This is a genomic window from Planococcus alkaliphilus (genome assembly GCF_057031095.1).
In genome coordinates this window covers 692,074-717,175 of the sequence record NZ_CM168060.1, presented here as the reverse complement: position 1 = coordinate 717,175, position 25,102 = coordinate 692,074, and the positions used below count along the sequence as shown (strand labels likewise).

Genomic DNA, 25,102 nt, shown 5'->3' with positions numbered 1-25,102 from the left:
TCCGGACGGGCTTTCTCTCTTCTTATTTAGTTTCCGCAAGCCCACGCCCCACCAGATTCGCACTCACCGGTTCTTTCCCCATCTCCCGTGCCCAAATGGACAACTGCCCGATGTGGTGGATTTCGTGCGCGATGACATGCCGCATCACTTCTCCCCATTGATCGATATCGATTGTACCGTCCCGTGCTTCCGATTTGAGGATCCGATGTTCCATGCTGTCATCCCAGTTCGCGACAAAGGCTTCAACTTCCGGACGGAACTTTGCATCGAGTTCACGGACTTTCCGTAAGCTATTATAGCTTTCAAAGTCTTCCTGGAAATCGTCTTTCCCTTCGAGCAGACGAATCCAGCTCCATTCGACGTCCGCTATGTGGAAAAGGATTTTCAAGATGCTGCCTTGCCCGCCCGTCCGTCTTTGCAAGAGCTCTTCATCCGTCAGCCCTTCGCACCAGCGGTACCAATCTTCTCTGACCATCCAGTTGTAGTGGAAAAACATCTTCATTGAGTGCCCTCCTTTTTTATGGAGCCCATTTTCAGTTGCCTATTCATCTGCCAGAATGACCCAACCATTCACGTTGCATCGCCCTTCATCATTCCGGCCCGCAGCGATTACAGTCCCGTCCGCTTTCAATCCGAGCGTATGGGCATTGCCGGCAGCAATTTCCCGAATGCCTTGCCAATCGAGAATGTCACATTGGCCATCTCTGTTTCGGCCAGCGGCTACAACTGTTCCATCCGATTTCAAGCCAAGCGTGTGATGGCTCCCTGAAGAAACTGCGACGATATCGTTCCAATCACTCACATCGCACTGCCCGTCTCCATTCAATCCGGTTGCAAGCACCGTTCCGTCTGTCTTTAATCCGACAGTATGAAGGTAGCCGGCAGAGACCGCAACCAACCCGTGCCAGTCGGACACCTTGCTTTGCCCGTAGCGATCATTTCCGGCAGCGATGGCCGTTCCGTCTCTCCTAAGGCCAATGGTATGCCAGTCCCCTGCAGAAACGGCTGCAATTTCTCGCCAATCGCCGACTTCGCACTGTCCTTCGTTATTCCTTCCAATTGCAAGCACCGTGCCGTCTTTTCTTACGCCAATTGTCCGGCGCCACCCTGCCGCTATGGACGCAATTTCTCGCCATTCACCTGCTTCGCACTGGCCGTATTTATTCCATCCAACCGCTAGAACCGAGCCATCGGATGTTAAACCGACGGTATGCGAGCTTCCGGTATGGGCGCTTCCTGCTGCAACGGAAATAATATTGCGCCAAGCACCGACTTCGCATTGGCCATGTTTATTGTCTCCTGTCGCAAGCACCGTTCCGTCTGCTTTCAACGTAGCGCTATGGCGATAGCCGGCTGCAATGGCGCTGCGTCGTTTAAACCGCGATTCCGTTTCCATGCTCACGGCTGATCCTGCAATAGCTCAATTAACCGAATGACTTCTTCGTCATTTCCCGGGTCAATTGCGACAAGCTCTGTGTTCTCGATGATCTCCGTATAAAACGCTTCGCCTGCCGGGTACTCGCCGTCCCAGCGGAGCGGCACATTGTATAAATTGACCGTGCCGTCGCCGTTGCCGCTGTAGGTGACGGAACCATCCACAAGGCGGGATCCTGCCAGTTGGATGACGTCTTCCGGATAAGCGGCGCTCGTTTCATCGTCTGGATTTAACGGCGTGCCTTCCGGAATTTTATTCACATACAAGCCGTCGATTTCCTGGTTCGCACCGAACTGCAGCCAGACGCGTGCGTATTCGATTTGTTCCGTGGAGTATCCGGACAAAGCTGAAGGTTCTTGAGCCGGTTCAGAATCCATATCGGTTTCCTCCTCTTCCGTTTCAGTAGCTGGGATTTCGGTTGCTTGGTTGTTCGCGTTCATGAACGGTCCATCTTCTTCCTCCCTGCATCCCGACAGCAACAGTAAAGCAGCACTCAAATAGAAAACTTTCTTCACTTCTCCTGCCCTCCTTTTAACTTGACGCTAGCTGTTCAGTTAGCTTTTATTTCTACAAGTTAAACGGAATTTCCTGCTATTCGGAAGAGGTTGCGAGCATCGCCAGATAGACGGCCATGGCGTGGTGGAATTTCCGGATATCGATGCCCGTATTTTCCGCAAAACGGTCCAAGCGGTATTGCAGGCTGTTGCGGTGAAGATGCAAGGCTTTCGCGGTTTCCGAGACATTCAAATTGTATCTTGTGAACACGTCGATCATTTTCAAGGTCTCTTCGTCTTCTGCATAATCCTGCAAAATCATCTCGCGGATGTGCTGATGTCCGGCACTGTCCGCTTGGCCGATCAGCATATACGGCACGGCGTCGCTGATATTCGCTACCGCTTTATCGGAATGGGCAAAAATTGAGGCAGCCGCCGTTTTCATGAAGGCGTGGTAGCTGGCCGCTTTTTCCATCCCTTCTTTAAACGGGCCGACCAGGAAGTTGATTTTGATGTACAAATCGCTCATCAACACATCGATGATTTCTTCGTAGATGATGTTGTCGCTGCCGATTTCCGTATGTTCGATCAAAATGCCTTCGTGGCCGTTGTCCCATAAAATCGGAACGCTTCCCGGAAATAATTCATGGACCGCTTCTTTGAAAATTTCGGGACTGATCTGGTTTTCCTTAATGGAAAAATAAACAAAGCGGTACGGACTGCCGGTTTCTGCATCCTCTGCCGTCAACCCGGATTGAATAGCCTGATGCCATTTCAGTTCTTCCGCCGTCATTTCCGGAAATTCATTATGGTAAGGCTTCAAGAAAGCGGTGAGCACGGCCAGGTTTTTATCGTCCACTTCGCTTTCGTGAATGCCGATGATGTCATTGTCCGCTGTCATGAACCAGTGATAGGCGCCGTCCACTTCACGCCCTCTTTCTTCGTAGCGAATCAAGGAAGAGTAGATTTTCTTCAATTGGTCAGTCATGGAAACACCTCTTTCTTCGACGGAATTTTCGTTTCTGCCTGGTTTCATGCCAGTTCAAAAACATCCACAAGCAATAAGGTAATGGCTCCGATCAGCGTCGCATCGTCACCGAGTTTCGTCACTTCCACTCGGGTCCGGCTCGCAGACGCAGTGAGCGCAGATTTCTCAATCGTTTCACGGATTGCCGGCAGCAGAAATTTCTCAGCTTTTGAAACGCCGCCGCCTAAGACGATCTTTTCCGGGTTGATGATATGGATGAGGTTTGTCAGTCCGATGCCCATCGCTCGCCCGGATTCAGCCAAGATGCTCGCGTAGTCTTCATTTCCTCCGACCGCCAGTTCGTAGATCGTTTCCGCGGTCAGCGGATTTGCCTGCGCTTTTACTTTCCGCGCAATAGCGGGTCCCGTGACAAAGGTCTGTAGGCATCCTCGGTTTCCGCATTCGCAGATTTCCCCGTGCAAATCGATTGTCATATGGCCGATTTCTCCTGCAATATCGGAAGAGCCGTGATACAGTTTGCCGTCGATGATGAGGCCCGCTCCGACGCCTCTCCCTACATTCACCGCAAGCATGCTTTTCACGTCGCCGTGATGGCCGAACCAGAATTCACCGAGCGCCATCGCCCGTGCATCGTTTTCCACTTTCACTTCCAAGCCGAATGCTTTTTCCAGTTCTTCTTTGATCGGGATATCTGACAGGCCGAGGTTCGGGGCATACAAAGACATGCCTTTTTCCACATCGACGACGCCGTGCATCGCGATTCCGATGCCGATCACTTCGTTTTCCGATTTCGGAATCCCGTCCAGGCAAATGGAGATTCCTTTTTTCAACGCGTCGATAAATTGGCTGTTATTGACCGGCAATTCCAGCTTGATTTCGCTTCTTTTCAAAATCTTGCCTGCCAAATCCGAGACGATGCATTGGATGTTTTCCGGACCCGCATCCACACCGATGATGCAGAAAGCCTGGTCATTGATGACGAGCATCGTCGGTTTTCGGCCGCCTTGCGATTCGCCGACATCCCGTTCTTCAACGATTTTTTGTTCAAGCAATTCTTTGACATTGCTGCTGACGGTCGGCGGCGTCAAGTTCGTTTCCCGCGCAATCTGCGCTCGGGATATCGGTCCGTCTTTTCTGATTTTATTAAGGATGATCGATTTGTTCATCGACTTCATCCATTGAAAGCTGCCATGGCGCATAAGGGTTCCTCCGTATCGTTCGTTTCCTGTGGTTTTTAATTTTCAATCTTCTTATTGAATAGTTTACCAAATTCCTTTATACTCATGTTAATTAAATTAATTTATAAAGTATTGGAGTGGAAGAAGATGAATCAGCAGCAATTGTCCCAAGCGTTCAACGAAGTCTTCGAAACGGCAGAACCGCCACGTTTCTTTTTTGCCCCCGGGCGCATCAATTTGATCGGCGAACATACCGATTACAACGGCGGCCACGTATTTCCGGCAGCTATCTCCTTTGGTACCTATGCCGCTGCCCAAAAACGCAGCGATCAAAAACTGCGGTTCTACTCGCTGAACTTCCCGAAAGAAGGCATCATTGAATGCGAGCTTGACGATTTGTCCCACAATCCGGATCACAGCTGGGCGAATTTTCCGAAAGGCATGATTCATCTTTTCAGCGAAAATGGCTTCCCTCTCCCCTGCGGAATGGATGTCCTGTTTTCCGGAAACATTCCGAACGGCGCCGGCCTATCTTCTTCCGCTTCCATTGAAATGGCGACTGGCGTGGTGCTCGAGGGTTTATTCGACTTCGCGATCGACCGCTTGAAGATGATTCAACTGGGGCAAAAGGTTGAGAACGACTATATCGGCGTCAATAGCGGCATCATGGACCAGTTTGCGATCGGCAAAGGAAAAAAAGACTTTGCTATGCTGCTGGATTGCCAAACGCTCGATTTCCGCTATGCCCCGGTGGATTTGGGCGAACACGAAATTGTCATCATCAATTCCAACAAGCAGCGGACATTGGCCGGCTCGAAATACAACGAACGGCGGGCGGAATGTGAGCAGGCACTGGCAGATATCCGAACTGAAGTTCCGGTCACAAGCCTCGGCGAATTGACGTCGGAGCAATTTGAAAAAGTGAAGCATTTGATTCAGGACGAGACGAATATGAAACGCGCGAAGCATGCCGTCTATGAAAATGAACGGACCTTGCTTGCCTTAGAAGAGCTCGAACGCGGAAACCTTCAAAAGTTCGGCAAGCTGATGAACGAATCCCACATCTCGCTTCGGGACGACTACGAAGTGACGGGTGCAGAACTCGACGCCATCGCCGAGACGGCTTGGCATTTCCCTGGCGTGATCGGGGCACGCATGACTGGTGCCGGTTTTGGTGGATGTGCCATCGCGATCGTCCATCAAGCGCAAGTGGAGAACTTCAAAGAACAGCTCACACAAAAATATACCGAAGCATTCGGTTATGCCCCTTCATTTTATGAAGCGAAAATTTCCGACGGTGCAAAAGAACTGACAGAGGAGTTTTGATGATGAAGATATTAGTATTGGGCGGAGCCGGCTATATCGGTTCTCATGCCGTCTATCAATTGATTGATGAAGGAATGGAAGTTGTTGTCGTGGATAATTTGGAGACGGGCCACCGGAAAGCGGTCCATCCGAAAGCCGTCTTTTATGAAGGCGATATCCGGAATGCAGCATTTTTGAATTCAGTATTTGAAAAAGAAGCGATTGATGAAGTGCTGCATTTTGCGGCGAACTCGCTTGTCGGGGAATCGATGGAGAACCCGCTCAAGTATTTTGATAACAATGTATACGGCACGCAGATTTTATTGAAGGCGATGGTCGACCACGGTGTGAAGAAAATCGTCTTTTCTTCCACTGCTGCGACGTACGGCGAACCGGAAGCGGTACCGATCACTGAATCGATGCCGACGAACCCTGGCAATACGTACGGTGAAACGAAACTGACGATGGAGAAGATGATGAAATGGACTGCACTTGCCTACGGCTTGAAATTTGTTTCTTTGCGCTATTTCAATGTAGCAGGCGCACGCGAATCAGCGGAGATTGGTGAAGACCACCGTCCCGAATCGCATCTTGTGCCGCTTATTCTGCAGACGACGCTTGGCCAGCGGAGCGACATTACGGTATTTGGCGACGACTACGATACGCCGGACGGAACGTGCATCCGTGATTATGTGCACGTTGAGGATTTGATTCAAGCGCATTTACTGGCGCTTGCGTATTTGCGGAACAGCGGCGAAAGCGACGTGTTCAATCTCGGCAGCAGCCAAGGCTTTTCGGTAAAGGAAATGATCGATGCTGCACGGACCGTGACCGGGAAAGACATCCCGGTGAAAATCGGCGCACGCAGAGCTGGAGATCCGGGCACCTTAATTGCGAGTTCCGATAAAGCACGCAGTGTGCTCGGCTGGAATCCGGTCCATACTTCCGTCGAAAAAATTATTGGCGATGCGTGGATCTGGCATTCGACGCATCCCGCCGGCTACGAAAAGGACGTGTGAACATGGTTTATGAAACACTTGCAGGACTTATCCGGAAAACGACGGAAGGCGGGTTGATCGAACCGTCGGATCAGGATTACGCGCGCAATCAGGTGATGCATCTGCTCGGCCTCGAATCGTTTCCGGAAGAGACGATTGAAGCTGCAGAAGACACCATTCCGAACCTCCTTGAAGGGTTGGTCGCTTACGCAGTCGAACGAGGCGTGATTCTGGATATATTAGACGACAAGGAAATGCTGTCGGCCAATATCATGAATTGCTTTGTCGCGAGGCCTTCTGCCATCAATGCGGTGTTCAATGAAAAATACGCGGAGTCCCCTATTGCAGCGACCGATTACTTTTACGAATTAAGCCAGAACAGCAACTACATCCAGATGAATCGGATCCGGAAAAACATTTCGTATCAAACGGCTACGCCTTACGGCCAAATGGACATCACGATCAACTTGTCGAAGCCCGAAAAAGATCCGATGCAGATCAAACGGGAACGCGAGATGAAACAGACGCTCAGCTATCCGAAATGCCTATTGTGCAAGGAAAACGAAGGCTACGTCGGGCGGATCGGCTACCCGGCCCGCGCCAACCACCGGATCGTGAAAATTCCGCTTCGGGGTGAGAATTGGTATTTGCAATATTCGCCTTATGTCTACTACAACGAGCATAGCATCCTGCTTTCCGAGGAACACCGCGATATGAAAATCGACCGCTCCGGCTTTGAACGGCTGCTTGCTTTTACCGAACGCTTTCCGCATTATTTTGTCGGATCGAACGCCGATCTGCCGATTGTCGGCGGCTCGATTTTAAGCCACGACCATTATCAGGCAGGCCGCTATGAATTCGCCATGACCCGGGCGGAAGATGCTTTTAGATTTAACTTGGCTGCCTATCCTGAAATTACCGCTTCGGTGGTGAAATGGCCCTTGTCTGTGATCCGGTTGAAAGCGGCAGCGATCGATCCGCTTGTGAACGCAGCGGATGAGATTTTGCAGACATGGAGCGCCTATTCGGATGAACAAGCGGACGTCCTCGCTTTCACAGGAGACGTTCCGCATAATACGATCACGCCGATTGCGAGAAAACGCGGCGAGCTGTTTGAAATCGATTTGGTGCTGCGAAACAACCGGACGTCGGAAGCTCATCCATCCGGCATCTTCCACCCGCATGAGGATGTCCACCACATCAAGAAAGAGAATATCGGCTTGATTGAAGTGATGGGGCTTGCGGTTCTGCCGCCTCGCCTGAAAGAAGAATTCGCGGAAATCCAACAGTTTCTGCTTGGCAATACGCACGAGGTCGCGCCTTCCCATCTTGATTGGGCGGAACAGCTAAAAGTGCAGTACGGCACGCTTCAGCGTCCGGAAGAGGCGGATGCGGTTCTGCGGGAAGAACTCGGCAAGAAATTCGTCCGGGTTCTTGAAGACGCAGGTGTCTTAAGAGACGAAAGAGCTTTCAACCGCTTTATTGATGCCTTGGACAACTAAATCGGTGCCGCAGGTTTCGGGTCGCTGGCAAATGTGCACGAAGGTTTCACAGAATTTTGTGCATCCTTGCCATTCACCATTTTCCTCCCCTGCGGTATGCTTTATGTAATAAATGAAAGCACTTACACAAATTGGAGGGACTCAAATGGCAGGTTTGAATTTAGTGAATATCCGAAAAGAATATGAAAAAGGTGTGGTCTCTGTAAAGGACTTTAATCTGGAGATCCGCGATAAAGAGTTCCTCGTGCTCGTCGGCCCTTCCGGCTGCGGAAAATCCACAACGCTTCGCATGATCGCCGGCCTTGAAGACATCACAGACGGCGACTTGTACATCGGCGACAGACGCGTCAACGACGTATCGCCGAAAGACCGCGACATCGCGATGGTTTTCCAGAACTACGCGCTTTACCCGCATATGAGCGTCTACGACAATATGGCGTTCAGCTTGAAACTCCGCAAGATGAAAAAAGATGAAATCAAATCACGCGTAGCGAACGCTTCGAAAATCCTCGGTCTTGATGATTACTTGAACCGGAAACCGAAAGCCTTATCAGGCGGTCAGCGCCAGCGTGTTGCTCTTGGGCGTGCTATTGTGCGCGACGCTGAAGTGTTCTTGATGGATGAGCCGTTATCGAACTTGGATGCGAAACTGCGTGTGCAGATGCGTACGGAAATCCAAAAACTTCACCGCCGCTTGCAGACGACAACGATCTACGTAACGCATGACCAAACCGAAGCGATGACGATGGCGACGCGCCTTGTCGTCATGAAAGACGGCTTTATCCAGCAAGTCGGTACGCCGAAAGAAGTATACGATTTGCCGGACAATATGTTCGTCGGCGGCTTTATCGGTTCGCCATCCATGAACTTCCTGCGCGGAAAAATCGTCGGGGATTCATTTGAAATGGAAGGCATCAAAGTCTTGGTGCCGGAAGGCAAACTGTCCATGCTGCGTGACCAAGGCTACGTCGGCAAAGAAATCGTGCTCGGCATCCGTCCGGAAGACATTCACGATGAACCGTTGTTCCTTGAGCATTCCCCGCATACGAAAATCAAAGCTTATGTGGAAGTGGCGGAATTGATGGGATCGGAAATCGTCCTTTACTCGAAAGTGAACGAACAGGATTTTGTGGCACGTGTAGATGCCCGCTTTAACGTACAAGCCGGGCAAACAATCGACATGGCCTTCGATATGAACAAAGCGCATTTCTTCGACATCGAATCCGAGCTGCGCATCAAATAACCGCAACAAGAATAAGCAGCGATTCAATTTCATAGACACAGCACATAAAAACCGGACACCCCCCTCGTCCGGTTTTTTGTATGGAAAGATTTTGATAAGAGAAAGCCGACAAAAGAATCGAATGCGTCCCTTGCTTTCTCCGTTTAACAAGAAACTGAGCGAAGTCGCGTCCATGGGGTGGGCGAAGCAAGAAGACAGGCGCTCTTTCTGGCTTCTTGCGGGAGCCGTCCCCTAAGCGACCGGAGTGATTGAACGGCTTCAAGCCATTAAAAAAACTGCAGACAAATTCGATCGTAGACAGCAGACAAAAGAATCGAATGCGTCCCTTGCTTTCTCCGTTTAACAAGAAACTGAGCGAAGGCACGTCCATGGGGTGGGCGAAGCAAGAAGATAGGCGCTCTTCCTAGCTTCTTGCGGGAGCCGTCCCCTAAGCGACCGGAGCGGTTTAACGGCTTCAAGCCATTAAAAAAACTGCAGACAAATTCGATCGTAGACAGCAGACAAAAGAATCGAATACGTTCCTTGCTTTCTCTGTTTAACAAGAAACTAAGCGAAGGCGCGTCCATGGGGTGGGCGAAGCAAGAAGACAGGCGCTCTTCCTGGCTTCTTGCGGGAGCCGTCCCCTAAGGGATTGGAGCGGTTTAACGGCTTCAAGCCATTAAAAAAAACTGCAGACAAACTCGATTCAATCGAATTTGTCTGCAGTCTGTGTCGTCCCAAATTATTTTTGGGACGAATCTTTTTACACTTTCGCTAAAATGAGCACACCTTTTTCTTTCAGTACGAGGTTTCCGCTCACTTGTTCATCTGTCAGCACTTCTTTGTACTGGCTGTCTTTCAATTCGATCGTCGCTTCTTCGTTGTTGTGGTTCAACACGAACAAGTAGTTCTGCCCGTCTTTCACGCGTTCAGTCGTTTCTACGCCTTCCGGTACAGCAAGAAGCGGCTCGACGCCTGCTTCTTCGCAGACGGTCTGCAGGAAGTCGACCAGGAATTCTGCATCCGGGCTGGAAGCGACGTACCAGGCCTTCCCTTTTCCGAATTGGTTGACAGTCAGGACCGGCATGCCTTTATAGAAATCGGAGCCGTATTCCGCGACTGCTTCTGCGCCTTCCGTATGGATCAAATCAAACAGCAAGTTGCACGAATAGCTGCCGCTCATTTTGCCGCGGGCATCTTTCAAGACGATCTGGTTGGTGACGTCCGGATGCAGCGCATCGATTTCTTCTGCCCAAATGCCGAGTACGTTGCGAAGTTCCCCCGGATATCCGCCAAGCGTCACGATATCCGTTTCGTTGACGATGCCACTGAAGAAAGTCGTCAGGAACGTGCCGCCGTTTTGAACGAATTGCTCCACTTTCGCTGCGTAGCCTTCTTTCACCATGTAAAGGACCGGTGCAATGACGACATCGTACTGGCTCAAATCTTCTTCGACGCCGATCATGTCGACTTGGACATTGAGTTTATAAAGCGCGTCGTAGTATTTATGGACTTCGTTTACGTAGTCGAGCGAAACGGACGGGCCGCTTGAAAGTTCCGTCGCCCAGCGGTTTTCCCAGTCAAAGACGATTGCCACTTTGGCGTTGACGCGTGCGTCGAGCAGCGTATCGCCTAATTGGTTCAATTCCTGGCCTAATTGCGCGACTTCATTGAACACACGGGTATTTTCGTGGCCGACGTGCTCGATGACCGCTCCGTGGTATTTCTCGCAAGCACCGACAGAACGGCGCAATTGGAAGTAAAGAATGGTGTCCGCACCGCGGCCGATTGCCTGGTAGCTCCATAAGCGCATGACGCCTGGACGCTTCAGCGAATTGTACGGCTGCCAGTTTTGCTGGCTCGGCGTCTGCTCCATCAGCATGAAGGGCTGCCCGCTTTTCAGTCCGCGCATCAAATCATGCGTCATGGCTGTGTAGCTGAACGGTGTATCGATCGCCGGGTAGTTGTCCCACGACACGACGTCCATTTCTTTTGCCCATTTGAAATAATCGAGCATCGGATACGTGCCCATCAAATTGGTCGTAATCGGTGTCTCTGCAATGTGTTTGCGGATTGCGTTGTATTCCAGTTTATAGCAGTCCAATAAACTGTCAGACTGGAAGCGGCGGTAATCGAGCGAAATGCCTTGGAAATCGGATTCGTTGTTTTCGCGTTCTTCGCTCAAGATGTTCGGTGCGACGATTTCGTCCCACTCGTAGAACGTATGCCCCCAGAAACCTGTGTTCCAGGCTTTGTTCAACTTCTCCAGTGTTCCGTATTTATCGCTCAGCCAGCCGCGGAATGCGTCTTGGCAATTATCGCAATAGCAATAGCCGCCGTATTCGTTCGATACATGCCAAATGAGCACAGCCGGGTGGTCTTTATAGCGTTCAGCCAATTTCTCAGCGATTTTCTCTGAGTATTCGCGGTAAGTCGGGCTGTTCGGGCATGAATTGTGGCGGCTTCCGAATTTCCGTTTGCGTCCGTAGAAATCCACGCGCAGCACGTCCGGATATTTCTTCGCCATCCAGGCAGGATGCGCCGCTGTACTCGTCGCTAAACACGTATAGATGCCATTTTCGTACAAACGGTTGATTTTGTCATCGAGCCAGTCGAAATTGTACGTCTCTTCGTCGGGTTGATTGAGCGCCCATGAAAAGACGTTCAAGGTTGCGACATCGATTCCCGCCAGTTTGAACATGCGTACATCTTCATCCCAGATTTCTTTCCCATCCCATTGTTCGGGGTTGTAATCCCCGCCGTGCCAGATTTTCGGTAATTTCCTGTTAATCATTCGATTCCGTCCCTTCTATGATCAGCTCCATCAGCTAAGTTTCGGCTGAGCGAGCAATTGGATTATGTCGGTCGCCGTGTTTTCCAGTTCCAATACGACGATTTCGTTGTTTTCTTTTTTCAGCAGCGGTCCCGGCAAATACAGGCGTTGCTGCGGCCCTGCTTCGTTCCAGTAGCGTCCGAGATTAAAGCCGTTGATGAAGACATTGCCTTTAGTGAAGCCGGCCGTGTCGACATACGTATCCAGCCCTTCTTCCGCATCGAACGACCCGCGGAAGAATTTCGGATAGCAGTCGCTGCCGCTCAGCCCATAATCTGCCGGCAAGCGGTCCATTTCCACTTTGAACATTTCCCAATGGAAGAAATACTGTTCGCCGAGCCATAAATTTTTGATTAAGCCTTTCGGATCGGTTAAATGTTCACCGTAGTTGGCGCGTCCCATATTCTCAACGAAGATTTCGAGTGTATTCACTTTTTCCGGGAAATCCAATACCACTGTTTTATCTTCATCGTTGATATAGGTTGTCGTGACGAAGCGTCCGTTGACATAAATAGAACTCCGATCGCGGATATTGCCCGAGTTGATTTTCAACTCCCCTTGGCGGTTGACCGTTGTGCGGTACAGGGTATAGCCGTATGCTTGGCCGATGTCCTCCATCGGGAGCGGCACGATATGCTCCACTTTTTCGCTGATGGAATCGAGGACATCAAACAAACTGACGCTTTCGCTTACTGTTACCGTTCCATAATCTTTGGCAGAAACCGTTTCCTCGAAATCCGCCGGCACTTCAGTGAACTCACTCAAAACCTTTTTCACTGCCTTGTATTTCTCAGTAATTGCTCCGCCTTCTGTCAGCAAGCTGTCGTAGTCGTAGCTTGTGATCGTCGGGTAGTAGATATCGTAATGGTTCGCGCCGTTCATAAAGCCGAAGTTGGTGCCGCCGTGGAACATATAGAAATTGACGGAAATATTCTTTTCCATGATTTCCTTGAATACCGACGCCACATCGTCGCCGCTCCGCACCGTATGTTCACCGGTCCAGTAATCAAACCAGCCGATCCAGAACTCGGCCACCATTTTCGGCGAGCCCGGTTTGAAAGCTTCCAGCGCGTCGAACGATTCGTCCACGCGCGAACCGAAGTTCAGCGTCGTCGTAACGTCCGGAATCGAACCTTGCGTGATGAAATCCGGTCCGTCAGAAGTGAATAAAAATGTATCGAGTCCGTGTTTTTCATATTGCTCCCGGTAAAACGCCAAATACTCCAGATCGTTGCCGTAAGCGCCGTATTCGTTTTCGATCTGCATCGCGATGACCGGTCCGCCGTTTTGGAGCAGATGCTTTTTGAATTTTGGCAGCAGCTCAGCGAAATACTCATCCACATGCTTCAGAAAAGCGAAATGGCTGCTTCTCATGACGAGGCCCTTTTCTTTCATTAGCCAGGAAGGCAAGCCGCCCATTTCCCATTCGGCGCAAATATAAGGCGCCGGCCGCAAGATGACATACAAGCCGAGTTTGTGGGCAAGTTCGATAAAACGTTCGATATCCGCCATTCCCTCAAAATTGAATTTGCCTTTTTTCGGTTCATGGAAATTCCACGGAATATAAGTCTCGACCGTATTCAATCCGAGCGCTTTCAATTTCTGGAGCCGGTCTTCCCAATGCTCCGGCACGGTCCGGAAATAATGGACGCCGCCGGATAAAACCTGGAACGGCTGTTCATTCAAATAAAAAGAATCGTTTTTGACAGTCAGCAATTCGACGCCTCCTATGTACGTTTTCGTTAAACTCGCTTCAGCTTAAAAAGGGCGGAAGAAAAATCAGCCGGATGGGCTTGTTTCCGGTAGCGGTTCAGCTGCACACCGGCTTCCATCAATTCATCGCCGTAAAATGTATCGTCTACGCCTTCAATCGCATATTCAAATTCAGCGTTCAAGCCTTTAAAGAAAATCCGGTTATAGCCTGGATTCGGACGCGCCAATACTTGGTAATAGCCGAGCAGCGCTTGTTCTTGGTCGTCTGATACGACCATCCAGCTTGTTTCATTGCCGTCTTTTGCAAACGGGCTTTTGATCCGGTAAAACTGGCCTTGCTGGATCAGCTTCCGGTTTTCTTTATAGAAAAGGATTTGCTTCTTCACTTGTTCTTTTTCTTCATCCGTCATTTTCGTGACATCGAGTTCATAGCCGAACGCGCCGAAATATGCGGTATTTGCCCGCGTCTCCAGGCTCGTCACCCGGCCCACTTGATGGTTCGGCACTGCGGAAACGTGCGCGCCCATTGACGAAAGCGGATAGACCATAGACGTTCCGTATTGGATTTTCAAACGTTCCACCGCGTCGGTGTCATCGCTCGTCCATCCTTGCGGCGCATAGTAAAGCATGCCGGGGTCGAACCGGCTTCCGCCGCCTGCGCACGATTCGAACAGCACATGCGGAAATTCCGATGTTAGCCTTTCGTACAGCGAATAAACGCCGAGAATGTAGCGATGCGCCACTTCACGCTGGCGGCCTGCTGGCCATTCCAACGAGCCGACTTCCGTCATATAGCGGTTCATGTCCCATTTCACATAGGCAATCGGCGCATCGTGCAGCACCTTTGCCATCAAGCCGTAGAGATGGTCCACCACTTCAGGCCGCGAAAAATCAAGGACCAGCTGATTTCGTCCATGCGACATCCGGCGATTCGGAACATGCAGCACCCAATCGGGATGTGCTTGATACAAGTCGCTTGCTTTTGAAACCATTTCCGGTTCGAACCATAAGCCGAATTCCATTCCTAAATCCCTGATGTTTTGGGCGAGCTGCGTGATGCCGCTCGGCAATTTCCGCTCGTCTTCTGTCCAATCGCCGAGCGACGTGGTGTCGTCATCACGCTTGCCGAACCAGCCGTCGTCCAACACAAACAATTCCACACCCAATTTCTTCGACGACTTGGCCAGTTCGAAAATTTTCTTTTCATCAAACGCCCAATACGTCGCTTCCCAGTTGTTGATCAGCACTGGCCGTTCCCGGTCGCGCCATTTGCCGCGCGCAAGGCGTGTCCGGTAAAGCTGGTGGTACGTCTGGCTCATGCCGTTCAACCCTTCCGCCGAATAAACCAAAACCGCTTCCGGAGTCTGGAAGGTTTCGCCGCTTTCCAGCAGCCAGTTGAAATCGAATGGGTTGATGCCGATCATCAGGCGGCTCACGCCGTAATGGTCCACTTCCACCTGTGCCAGGAAATTTCCGCTATAGACGAGGCTTATGCCGTAAACTTCCCCGTGATGTTCGGTCGTTTCCGGCCGTTTCAATGCAAGGAAGGGATTTTGCTGGGCACTGCTCGTTCCTCTCGTGCTCGCGATGCTTTGGAGTCCAGGCACGAGTTTGCGCATTTTCACATGACGCTCTCTCACCCAAGCGCCCGATAGCTGCACCAGTTCAAAATTAGCATCCGGCAAATCCAGGCTGGCACTCAACGCTCTTGTCAGATTCACTTTCAGCATCCCGTGGTTCGTGAATTTCACGGATCTCGCAATCGCATCCAATTCTTCGAAAACTGTATACGATAGGCAAACTTCTACATCGATTCCCGCGTCGTATAAGGTGATTTCTAAAGTCGTCGCTTCCGCATCGTCTTCTGCATACGTTGCAGGCAAACCATCGAGTTTCTTTTTGCCTTTGAAGATCACGTGCTCCTTGTAGACAAAATCCGTGATGCGGCTGCCGTTTTCCTGCAGCACTTGATAAGCGGGTTCCCGGAAATCGGTCGTACCGAAAGCCGGATATTCCTGTTTGAGCAGATCCAGTGAAAATACCGGATCCCCTTCAGTGGTGCAGGCAGTATTCGGCATTTCTTCGATATGGAACAGGCGCTCAAACGACTCCCGGTGGCGCAGCTTTTTGCCGTAGTAAAGCTGGCCAAGCTGGCCATTTTGCAGGATCGACAGAATATAGCTGGTCTTTTCAGTTTGGAGATGAAACTCCCGCGTGGCATCGTTGTATAAAATCGGCACAATATACCTCCTGCTCGTTGATCATTCATTCGCCTATTAACCGCTTTGGACGCGTCCGCGCTAAGTAAACCAGTCAATAAAAGCGAATGTATTTCTGCTTACTGTAAAACTTAAAAATAGCGGTATTTACAACTCAGCTTAACCTTTCACCGATCCCATCATGCCGGCAACAAAATGCTTCTGCATGAGGAAGAATACGAGCGCTGTCGGCAAAGTCGCGATGACGATGGCGGACATGATGACGCCGTAGTCCGGTGAATAGCTTGATCCCAAATTGGAGATCAAAAGCGGGATGGTGCGTTTTTCCGGTGACTGCAAAATGACCAATGGCCATAAATAATTGTTCCAGCTGTTCATGAATGTAATGATGGCCGCTGCCGCATACGTTGTTTTCATCGTCGGCATGTAAATCCGGAAAAACACGCCGATTTCACTCAAGCCGTCGATTCTTCCTGCTTCCACCAAATCTTTCGGGAACATTTTGGTATTCTGGCGGAAGAAAAAGATGAAGAACGCGGTGGTCGCCGTCGGTAAAATAACTGCACCAAGCGAATCGATTCCGATCAGCGGCGCTGTGTCGCTGATGCTGCCGAACATACGGTAAAGCGGTACCATGATCGCTGCAAAAGGAATCATCATCGACAAGAGCAAAATATTGAAGACGATGTCTTTTCCTTTGCTGCGGTGGATTTCAAATCCGTAGCCGGCAAGCGATGTCAGCAATAGCGTCAATACCGTCGTGATGACGGCGATAATTGCGGAGTTTGCCAGAGCCGGTACAATATCCACCGTGGCGAATAAAGTCTTCATGTTTTCGATCAAATGAGTGCCAGGGATCAAACGCCCTTGCGTCACATCGACTGATTTATTGGTGATGCTGACGAGCATCCAAAGAAACGGAAAAATGGAAACGAGCGCTGCCAGGCTTAGGAATGTGTAGATAAAGATTCTTTTCAAATTTTTCATTTCTTCTCACCTGCCACTCTGAATTGAATAATGGAAAGAATCACGACGAGAATTACGATGACATACGATACGGTTGAAGCGTATCCGAAGTCCGGCATATATTCGAAGGAAAGGTTGTAGATGTACTGCGAAATGGAAATCGTCGCATTTCCGGGTCCGCCGTTTGTGATGTTGACGATTTCATCGAAAATCTGCAATGTCCCGATCGTCGAAGTGATCGACGTGAACAAAATGATCGGCTTCAGCATCGGAATGGTGATTTGGAAAAATTGCTGGAACGCATTTGCTCCATCAATTCTTGCTGCTTCGTAAATCGATTTGTCGACATTCTGCAAAGCCGCCAAATAGAAAATCATGTTATAGCCTGTCCATCTCCACGTAATCGCAAGGATGATGACCACTTTTGCCCAGAAAGGATCAGCCAGAAAGTTGATGGTTTCAGAGATAAAGCCGAAATTCAGCAAGAACTGGTTGATGATGCCATCTACACCGAAAAGGTATTTGAAGATGACCGAATAGGCCACGAGTGAAGTGACGCACGGCAAGAAAATCGCGATTCTAAAAAAGCCTCTGAATTTCAATTTAGGATCATTTAACAGAACCGAGAAAATTAACGCCAATACAATCATCAAGGGAACTTGGATCAATAGATAAATTGATGTATTGGTTAGCGCTGCGATAAATGTTGGATCACTGAATAATCGCTGCCAGTTGTCCAACCCCGTATATTCGAGATTGCCGCCCATTCCGGATTGGAATGATAAGAGAAAGGCTTGGACCATAGGGTAGAAGTTGAAGATGGTGATGGCGATGACGGAGACAATAACAAACAACCAACCGACTTTTTTCTTGAAGAACACACCTGTTTTCTCGCGTTTGGTCTCTTTGTAGCGCAAGCTTACCGGGAGATCCAGTTTGCTTTTATCTGATGATGGCTGGTTCATACTTCTCATTCCTCCTATAAAAAAAGCTTGAGCTGCGCATTGGCTGGCAAGTGGGAAAGCACTCCTACCAATCCGTTAGCGGCAACTCAAGGCTTTGTTTGTTTTCCTTCGCTTATTTCAGCTGCGCTTCTGCTTGAGATTGTACATTTTCAAGTACGGTTGCCAGCTCTGTGCCGTTCAAATAATCCTGCATTCCCGTTACTAAAATGTCTTCGATCGCGTATGTGTGAAGACCGTAGTTAACGCCTGGAATTTCATCAGTCCATGTCGATAGATCTGTCAGGAGCTGCTGACCGCCGAAGAATTCATCTTCTACTGCATAAGCATCGCCTTCAGCTGCTGCTGAGTAAGTTCCAAGAGCGCCGATGTCTTTTACTAATGTTTGGTAAAGGTCCACATTTGAACCGAATGTTTGAAGCATGAAATCTGCCGCTTCTTCTTTGCCGTCTACGTTCAAGACATACCATGAGCTGCCGCCTAAGTTAGATGCATTGACTGCACCTTCCATATCAAGGCGCGGCATCGGCACGACTGCCCATTTTCCTGATTGGTCTTCAGCTTGCTTGATGCTTGGCGTAATCCAGTTTCCTGTTGGAACACTGGCTACATCGCCGCTGTTGAATGCCCCGACAAACTGGCTCCAGTCAGAAACAATTTTGCCGATATCTGCATCCATCATCTTTTTATATGTTTCAAATGCTTTCGCAAGTGATTCGTTGCCTTCAAGGTTTGGTGTAGAACCGTCTTCATCTACGTACCATGAACCGTTTGTCTGGATCATCATGCGGATTTGGCCCAAATCGTTCGGATCCAATGTCAGCATGTTCTTGCCTGTTGCTTCTTTTACCTTTTTTCCGATTTCAATGTATTCATCCCACGTGATGTCCGTAAGATCTTCTGGTGTATAGCCTGCTTCTTCAAGATAATCTGTGCGGACGTACAATCCAGCTACGCCAGAATCGAATGGCAATCCGTATTGTTCGCCGTCAAAGCTTGTTGTGGCAATTTTATAGTCTGCAAAGTCATCCGAGTTGATCACGTCCGTCAACGGATGGAATGCATCCGGATACGCCTGCAAGAAACTTTGTGCACGGTAATCTTCAATCAGGACGATATTCGGCATCCCTTTTGTCGTACCTGAGCTAAGCCCTGTGTTGAGTTTTTGAATAATATCGTCTTGTGCATTTTCAATGATATTCACTTCAACGTCACCGTCGTAAGCTTCTTTCGCTTTTTCAAGAGCTGCAATATTGAATGCTGGATCCCAAGCCCAAGCAGTAATGCTGTCTGTACCTGAAGAATCTTCTGATCCGCTTCCGCTGTTTGCTTCTTCATCCCCTGAAGAACAAGCTGCCAAAACTGCCAATCCGACGAGCAATACGAGCATAAGATAAAACTTCTTCATTTAATATCCCCCTTTTTGTAAGCGCTTAACTTTGCACCTTTCATACAGTATAACGACATAAAAAAAAAGATTGTTAGCACAATCTTTAGGTGTTTATCCGAAAATTTTTAGATAGTTCAAACTTCACTGAATACTTCTTGGACTATTCTTAGATACTGGTAATTTCATTGGATTTCACGGAAGTATCCAGCTTCTGGACCGGCAATTCCACTTTCACTTTTGTGCCTTCGCCTTTTTCGCTCGATATTTCTACGCCATACTGTTCTCCATAAATCATCTGGATGCGTTCATGGACATTGCGGATGCCAATCCCGCTGAACAAATGGCGTTTCTCTTTAATATCTTCTTTTGTGTGGTCGCCTTTCATTTCCATGCCATCGCCGTTATCGACAATTTCACATAACAGGCTGCCCCGTTTTTGGGAAACCAAAATTTGGACAAAGCCCTCTTTTTTCTCATTGAACGCATGGAAGAACGCATTTTCGATGAAGGGCTGAAGAATCAGTTTTGGCACCTGGCAGTCCAGGCAATCCGGTGAAACGAAGAAATTCACTTTGATTCCGTCGCCGTACCTGGCCTGATTGATGAGCACGTAATTTTTCAGGTCCGCTATTTCCTGCTCGACCGTGATGGTCTGATCCACATTGCTCAAGGCATTTTGCAATAAAGAAATCAAGGCATGGATCATGTCTGTCGCTTTTTCCTTTTTGCCTTGCTGGACCATGAATTTCACCGATGCCAAGGTATTGTATAGAAAATGCGGATTGATCTGATGCTGAAGCGCCATGAGTTCTGCACTGCGCTGCTTTTGCTGTGCTTGCACTACCAAGTCGACATACTCCTGCAATTCGCTGAGCATGGAATTGAACGCATTGGCGATTTTCTTCGCCTCGTAGCCACCGGTTTCTGCGACTGGCCGATTGAAATCGTGTTTCGCCATGGATGAAATCTGCTTGACTAGGCGGCTGATCGAGTTTGTCATTCTCCTTGAAATGATGAACACGATGACGACGGCGAAGAGCACAATCCCGAGGCTGATGAGCAGAATTTCTTTCGTATTGATCAAATTTGCCAGGACGGCACTTTTATCGACCAAATTCACCAAATACAAATCGTAAGTCGGCAAGTACTGCGACATCAGCAAATAATTCGTTTCAAGAAACTCGACTTCTTTTAAATCCAATTCTTCCGTTTCGACTTCTTGAGCCAGCGTCAACAGTTCGGGTTCCAGATCGCCGATCATTTGATCTTTATTGCTCGAAACGATTTTCCCGTCTTGATTGACCAGCAGCACTTCGTTTTCGGTGCTCGTGTAGCCTTCATAGAGCCGCTTCCAATCTTCTTCGCGGATCGGAAAATAAAGCACGCCGTAAATTTCGCCGGTCGACCTTTCCATGAGCGCTTTCGTGGCGACAATCATCGGTTTGTCATTGAACGAAGTCGACGGCATGAATTGGTAAAGCAAGAGATTGGGCTGCTCGATCGACCGTTTGGTGATCGGATGGTTGCGCAGCACTTCCCAAGAAACCGGCCAATTCGAATAATTCATATTGTAGAGCCGCTCATTTTCGCCGAGCACAATCATATTGGTGTCATAGGATTCCACTGTCGGATAAATGCGTTCAATCTGACGGCTGATGGCATGATAGGATTTCGACGTTTCGATGGCGCTCTCGTTTTCTTGCGTCAGCACCCTTTTGATGGTGCCGTTGTTCTGGACTTCGTTTGTTGCACTGACGATGGCAAAGCTATAATCTTCAAAGCGCGTTTCGATCTGCTCCAGCGCTTTTGTATTGGAGATGCTGAAAGTATCCATGAACAAATCGGAAGACATGCGGATCGAACTGAATGTGATGAGGAGCGAAACTGCCACAATGCTGACGACCATGATTAGAAACATCTTGATGAACAGGCTGTTATTTCTTAAGATGCGCGAGGCCTTTTGCTTCATTTTCATGGTCGGCATGGTACTCCTTTCGGTAAGCTCCCGGAGACATCCCCGTAATGCGTTTGAACACTTTGCAATAATAGCTATGATCCGAATAGCCCACCATTCCGCTGATGTTCGAGATGGTCACCGGACTGTTTTCCAGCAATTCCATCGACTTCTTGATCCGGATGCGGTTTAAGTATTCGCTGAAGCCTTCTTTATGGTGCGTACTGAAATAAGAGGACAAATACGACGCATTAAAGTGGAAATGGGCAGCGATTTCCGACAGCCGGAGCGGCTCTGTGTAATGCTGTTCAATATACGAAAGGATCTTGTCCAAATTATTGGCCTGTTCTTCGGAGCCTGCGTGCAGCAGCATGATTTTCCGCACTTCCGCCATAAATCTGTGGAATTCGGCTACCGCCTCTTTTGCATATTCCGCTTCGTTGATGTTCGAGAAATAGCTGTATTTATTTCGTTCGAGCTCTTGGATGTCGTATTTCAAGCTATCCAACAAGACAATAATATTGAAGATGATATTGCCTAAAAACGACTTGAACTCAAAACTGTCGTTGCTGTATCGCCCCGCCAGATACTCAATATGGTTTTCCAAATAATCAAAAGCCGCATTGAACAGATGGTCTTTGAACAATTCGATAAAATGGTTCAAATCAAAATTGGCCTGTTTCGCTCCTTCTATCGGCAATTCGTCGTAAAAGAACAAAGTCTGGTCCGGCAGGTAGAAGAGATACTTTTCGATTTTCTTTAAACTTTCGTCATGGACTTTTTTCAACTCATCAATCGCCTGGAACGGCTCACAGACCAGCCATGACACCGCGCTGCGTTTGGCCGCTTCATCGGCAATGGACTTTTTGATGTCCCCGAACTGATGCGGACTGAAATTAAGCAAAATCTTTGTATCCGCTTCATTGGAAGCTGCTAAAAACACAGCCGTTCCTTCTGGAAGAAGCTGCTCGAGCAGGCCTTTCAATTTATGTTGATCCACATTCTTTGCATGGATTTCGATCAACGCAAACTGGCTATTGGTAAATACGGCAGACAAACTCGCTTTATCCACCGCCGAGTCGTATCCGAGGATGAGGTGCTCCAACATTTCTTCAACAGATCGACTCGGCTCTATCAAAGCGGCTCCATTCTGAAGGCCTGGAATCCGGTCCACGATTTTGTTCAAGCTCTTCAGCAACTCTTCTCCGTTCAACTTCGGCTTCAATATATAATCGGCAACTCCGTTCTGAAACGTGGAACGTACATAATCGAAGTTTTCAAAACTGCTCAAAACAATAAATTCGATATCCGGAAATGCGTTCTTGCCTTCCCGCACTAAATCGATGCCGTCCATGATCGGCATGACGATGTCCGTGATGACGATATGCGGAGAAAACTCTGCCATCATCTGCAGCGCTTCTTTGCCGTTAGATGCTTCCGCTACAATTTGAAATCCCTCTTGCTCCCAATCAATGTAATTGATGATTCCTTGCCTAATGAGCATTTCATCATCGACAATGAGAACTCTGCACACTTCCCCCATGAATTTGCCCCCTTTGCATGCGATTGATTTGAAACTTTTCTCTCGAAGCTGCCATCCCTTGCCCGCTTCGATAATCTACAGACATAGTATCATCTTTTCATGAAATCATGTCATTAAATCGGATTTTCCAGCTCCTTGCTTAAGCAGTAAAAATTGTTGCTCAAGCAGAAAATAGAGGATTGAATTGCTTTTATGGGCCTTCTTCTATTCTAAAGAACAAGGGTTCACCGTTTGCCTTTCGGGTATAGAATGACTACATTGCAGATTTTATGAACCGAGGAGGAACGCATATGCATTATCAATTGAACTTGCGGTTAGCGCAGGAAAAGAAAGATTATTTCTGGCTGTTTCGAAGTGAGGAAGACACAATTACGGTTTTCAATGAAGTGGTAGAAGCTTTCAAAGAATATGAGCCGCCGAACTCTGCTGCTTTCATCGAAGAGAAACGCCGGGAAATTGACGAAACGGGGCGCAGCAGTACCGTCCAGATCGAAGTCGTGAAAGCGGACAAAGAAGCGCTCATCCGTTCCGCTGCGTATAACAAGATGTGGTATGAAGGCAAGCATTTCGAGGATATTTACCGGACATTGACCGATAAGCTTGGCCAGCCGGAAGAAGAGACTTTCGTTTAAAGAGAAACCTTTTCCGAATCCAGCCGTATAATGGATAAAGCTGTTTCAGGAAGGGGTTTTCCATCATGGGACTGGTCCGATTTCTCTTTTTCGAAAAGAAATGTTTGGTTCACACTGCGTTCGGGCACGACATGTATTTCCGTGCCGCCGATCAGCTCCAGATGCACGGCGTATCATTTGATGCCGTACGAAAAATAAATGCAAGTTCCTTAGGGTCGACTGGCAGCGATATTCCTTTTGTCCGTGCTGCCGAAACCAATAATGCGCAATACGATTTCTACGTAAAAAAAGAAGACGAGCATTTGGCGCATCAAGCGCTCCGATGAACAACACAAAAACGCGTGGATCAGGTGATTTCCTGGTCCACGCGTTTTTTATTTTTCTGATGGAGTTAATGTGCATGATGGACAGAAGATTCGCCTTCACTTTTGCACAATAATTCGTTTTCATGCGGATGGCTTCGGTTTTCCATTTGGATGGTCACATGGCCAATTCCTTTATGCGCGAGTTCGTGTTCAATCGTCCGGAGAATTTTCTGGCTGTCCTGCACCGACAGCTCACCGTCGACGACCGCGTGGCAAGACAAAGCATTGTGTCCGCTCGTGATGCACCAGGCATGCAAGTCATGGATGCTTTCCACTCCCTGCACGGCTTCCATCGTCTGGATGATGTCATCGAGGTCGATGTTTTTCGGCGTGCCTTCCATCAAGATATGAACCGCATCTTTTGTCACGCGCCAGCCGCTGATCAACACAAGAACAGCGACGATCACGCTTGCAAGCGGATCCGCCCAGCCCCAACCGAAGAACATGATGAGAAGCGCCGCTGCTACCGCTCCGACTGAACCAAGCAAATCGCCAAGGACGTGGAGGAAAGCGGCACGCACATTCAGATTTTCTTCGGTATCGCCTCCGCGCATCAAGATCCAGGCCACAATGACATTGACGAGCAGCCCGACAAAAGCGATCGCGAGCATGCCGCCAGATGCCACTTCAGGCGGATTCGCAAAGCGGTGGTACGCTTCATAGAAAATATAAAGCGCAATCAGTACGAGTGTGACGCCGTTAAAAACCGCGGCCAGAATTTCAAAGCGTTTATAGCCGTAGGTTTTGCTGTAATCTGCCACTTTCTCGCCCAGCGTAAATGCAAGAATCGCGATGCCCATCGAAATCGAATCGCTCAGCATATGCCCCGCATCCGCAAGCAAGGCCAAACTGTTCGTCAAATACCCCCCAATGGCTTCAACTACCATATAGGTGGTGATGATGATAAAGCTGATGACCAATGCTTTTTTATTTGCTCCGTGCCTATGGTCATGCCCGTGGTCATGGTTATGCGCCAACTGAAAAACCTCCCCGCTGTCGTTTATTTTTCATCTCAATTATGGCTGGCGTGATCGATCGTCATCTTGAGCAGGCTCATGACGTGATCGTCATCCTGCGAGTAGTACAACGTCGTGCCTTCCCGCCGGTATTTCACGAGCCGCAAATTCTTCAGGAAGCGCAGCTGATGCGAGACCGTCGACTGGCGAAGCTGCAAAGTTTCAGCAATGTCATTGACCGCATATTCCCGCTGGGATAACAGATTCAAAATGCGGATCCGCGTCGGGTCGCCGAGTGCTTTAAAAGTCTGGGACGCGACGAATAAAGTCTCCTCGTCCAAATCGCTGTTGTTGTCGAGCGCTAGCGTGTCGTTGGTTTCTTTCATCTTTTCCGCCTCGCTTTCTGTCGGGTGATTCTTCTATATGTATATATTAGTATATACTCAT

General features: G+C 48.9%; 21 protein-coding genes. 6 read left to right on the top strand and 15 right to left on the bottom strand.

Annotation, left to right across the window (positions count from 1 at the left end):
• Positions 1–22 precede the first annotated feature (22 nt).
• The 5 genes from AC2EXB_RS03775 to AC2EXB_RS03755 form a co-directional block, all read right to left on the bottom strand.
• Positions 23–502 (bottom strand): DinB family protein, encoded by a 480-nt coding sequence (locus tag AC2EXB_RS03775; protein ID WP_483603747.1) that lies wholly within the window; start codon positions 500–502, stop codon positions 23–25.
• Positions 503–541: 39 nt separating this feature from the next.
• The gene (locus AC2EXB_RS03770) at positions 542–1,396 is read right to left on the bottom strand and encodes an RCC1 domain-containing protein (RefSeq protein ID WP_483604712.1); all 855 of its coding nucleotides are present in this window, start codon (positions 1,394–1,396) and stop codon (positions 542–544) included.
• Between the two features lie 2 nt (positions 1,397–1,398).
• Complete coding sequence (locus AC2EXB_RS03765; RefSeq protein ID WP_483603745.1) at positions 1,399–1,950, bottom strand: hypothetical protein; 552 nt, start codon at positions 1,948–1,950, stop codon at positions 1,399–1,401.
• Between the two features lie 76 nt (positions 1,951–2,026).
• The gene (locus AC2EXB_RS03760; RefSeq protein ID WP_483603743.1) at positions 2,027–2,917 is read right to left on the bottom strand and encodes a PucR family transcriptional regulator; all 891 of its coding nucleotides are present in this window, start codon (positions 2,915–2,917) and stop codon (positions 2,027–2,029) included.
• 44 nt (positions 2,918–2,961) lie between these two features.
• Positions 2,962–4,116: an ROK family protein gene (locus AC2EXB_RS03755; RefSeq protein WP_483603741.1), complete on the bottom strand. Its 1,155-nt coding sequence runs from the start codon at positions 4,114–4,116 to the stop codon at positions 2,962–2,964.
• 126 nt (positions 4,117–4,242) lie between these two features.
• Here AC2EXB_RS03755 and AC2EXB_RS03750 point away from each other — a divergent pair, with 126 nt between their 5' ends.
• From AC2EXB_RS03750 to AC2EXB_RS03735, 4 genes are all read left to right on the top strand, one after another.
• Positions 4,243–5,421 carry a galactokinase gene (locus AC2EXB_RS03750; RefSeq protein WP_483603739.1) on the top strand — a complete coding sequence of 393 codons (1,179 nt, stop codon included), beginning with the start codon at positions 4,243–4,245 and terminating at the stop codon, positions 5,419–5,421.
• Positions 5,422–5,423: 2 nt separating this feature from the next.
• Positions 5,424–6,419: a UDP-glucose 4-epimerase GalE gene (galE, locus tag AC2EXB_RS03745; protein WP_483603737.1), complete on the top strand. Its 996-nt coding sequence runs from the start codon at positions 5,424–5,426 to the stop codon at positions 6,417–6,419.
• 2 nt (positions 6,420–6,421) lie between these two features.
• A complete protein-coding gene (locus tag AC2EXB_RS03740; protein ID WP_483603735.1) occupies positions 6,422–7,900 on the top strand; it encodes a UDP-glucose--hexose-1-phosphate uridylyltransferase in 1,479 nt (492 codons plus the stop codon).
• Positions 7,901–8,045: 145 nt separating this feature from the next.
• The gene (locus tag AC2EXB_RS03735; RefSeq protein WP_235198307.1) at positions 8,046–9,143 is read left to right on the top strand and encodes an ABC transporter ATP-binding protein; all 1,098 of its coding nucleotides are present in this window, start codon (positions 8,046–8,048) and stop codon (positions 9,141–9,143) included.
• Positions 9,144–9,885: 742 nt separating this feature from the next.
• Here AC2EXB_RS03735 and AC2EXB_RS03730 read toward each other — a convergent pair.
• The 8 genes from AC2EXB_RS03730 to AC2EXB_RS03695 form a co-directional block, all read right to left on the bottom strand.
• Positions 9,886–11,916: a beta-galactosidase gene (locus tag AC2EXB_RS03730; protein WP_483603733.1), complete on the bottom strand. Its 2,031-nt coding sequence runs from the start codon at positions 11,914–11,916 to the stop codon at positions 9,886–9,888.
• Positions 11,917–11,946: 30 nt separating this feature from the next.
• Positions 11,947–13,671 (bottom strand): glycoside hydrolase family 35 protein, encoded by a 1,725-nt coding sequence (locus AC2EXB_RS03725; protein ID WP_483603731.1) that lies wholly within the window; start codon positions 13,669–13,671, stop codon positions 11,947–11,949.
• A 26-nt stretch (positions 13,672–13,697) separates the two neighbouring features.
• On the bottom strand, positions 13,698–15,908 hold the full coding sequence (locus AC2EXB_RS03720; protein ID WP_483603729.1) for an alpha-galactosidase: 2,211 nt from the start codon (positions 15,906–15,908) through the stop codon (positions 13,698–13,700).
• A gap of 138 nt (positions 15,909–16,046) precedes the next feature.
• Entirely contained in the window at positions 16,047–16,874 is an 828-nt protein-coding gene (locus AC2EXB_RS03715; RefSeq protein ID WP_483603727.1) for a carbohydrate ABC transporter permease, read from the bottom strand.
• A complete protein-coding gene (locus AC2EXB_RS03710; protein WP_483603725.1) occupies positions 16,871–17,818 on the bottom strand; it encodes a carbohydrate ABC transporter permease in 948 nt (315 codons plus the stop codon). The genes AC2EXB_RS03715 and AC2EXB_RS03710 overlap by 4 nt, the downstream gene beginning before the upstream one ends.
• Before the next feature lie 112 nt (positions 17,819–17,930).
• Entirely contained in the window at positions 17,931–19,223 is a 1,293-nt protein-coding gene (locus tag AC2EXB_RS03705) for an ABC transporter substrate-binding protein (protein WP_483603723.1), read from the bottom strand.
• A 148-nt stretch (positions 19,224–19,371) separates the two neighbouring features.
• A complete protein-coding gene (locus AC2EXB_RS03700) occupies positions 19,372–21,180 on the bottom strand; it encodes a sensor histidine kinase (RefSeq protein WP_483603721.1) in 1,809 nt (602 codons plus the stop codon).
• On the bottom strand, positions 21,140–22,702 hold the full coding sequence (locus tag AC2EXB_RS03695) for a response regulator transcription factor (protein ID WP_483603719.1): 1,563 nt from the start codon (positions 22,700–22,702) through the stop codon (positions 21,140–21,142). The genes AC2EXB_RS03700 and AC2EXB_RS03695 overlap by 41 nt, the downstream gene beginning before the upstream one ends.
• Before the next feature lie 290 nt (positions 22,703–22,992).
• Between AC2EXB_RS03695 and AC2EXB_RS03690 the strand changes: the two genes are divergently transcribed.
• Together AC2EXB_RS03690 and AC2EXB_RS03685 are read left to right on the top strand one after the other, a co-directional pair.
• A complete protein-coding gene (locus AC2EXB_RS03690; protein WP_483603717.1) occupies positions 22,993–23,334 on the top strand; it encodes a hypothetical protein in 342 nt (113 codons plus the stop codon).
• 65 nt (positions 23,335–23,399) lie between these two features.
• Positions 23,400–23,660 carry a hypothetical protein gene (locus AC2EXB_RS03685; RefSeq protein WP_235198297.1) on the top strand — a complete coding sequence of 87 codons (261 nt, stop codon included), beginning with the start codon at positions 23,400–23,402 and terminating at the stop codon, positions 23,658–23,660.
• A gap of 65 nt (positions 23,661–23,725) precedes the next feature.
• Here the strand turns inward: AC2EXB_RS03685 and AC2EXB_RS03680 are convergent, their stop codons facing one another.
• On the bottom strand, positions 23,726–24,676 hold the full coding sequence (locus tag AC2EXB_RS03680; RefSeq protein ID WP_483603715.1) for a cation diffusion facilitator family transporter: 951 nt from the start codon (positions 24,674–24,676) through the stop codon (positions 23,726–23,728).
• A gap of 35 nt (positions 24,677–24,711) precedes the next feature.
• Positions 24,712–25,041, bottom strand: coding sequence for an ArsR/SmtB family transcription factor (locus AC2EXB_RS03675; protein ID WP_483603713.1), 330 nt, complete (start codon positions 25,039–25,041; stop codon positions 24,712–24,714).
• Between the last annotated feature and the right edge of the window lie 61 nt (positions 25,042–25,102).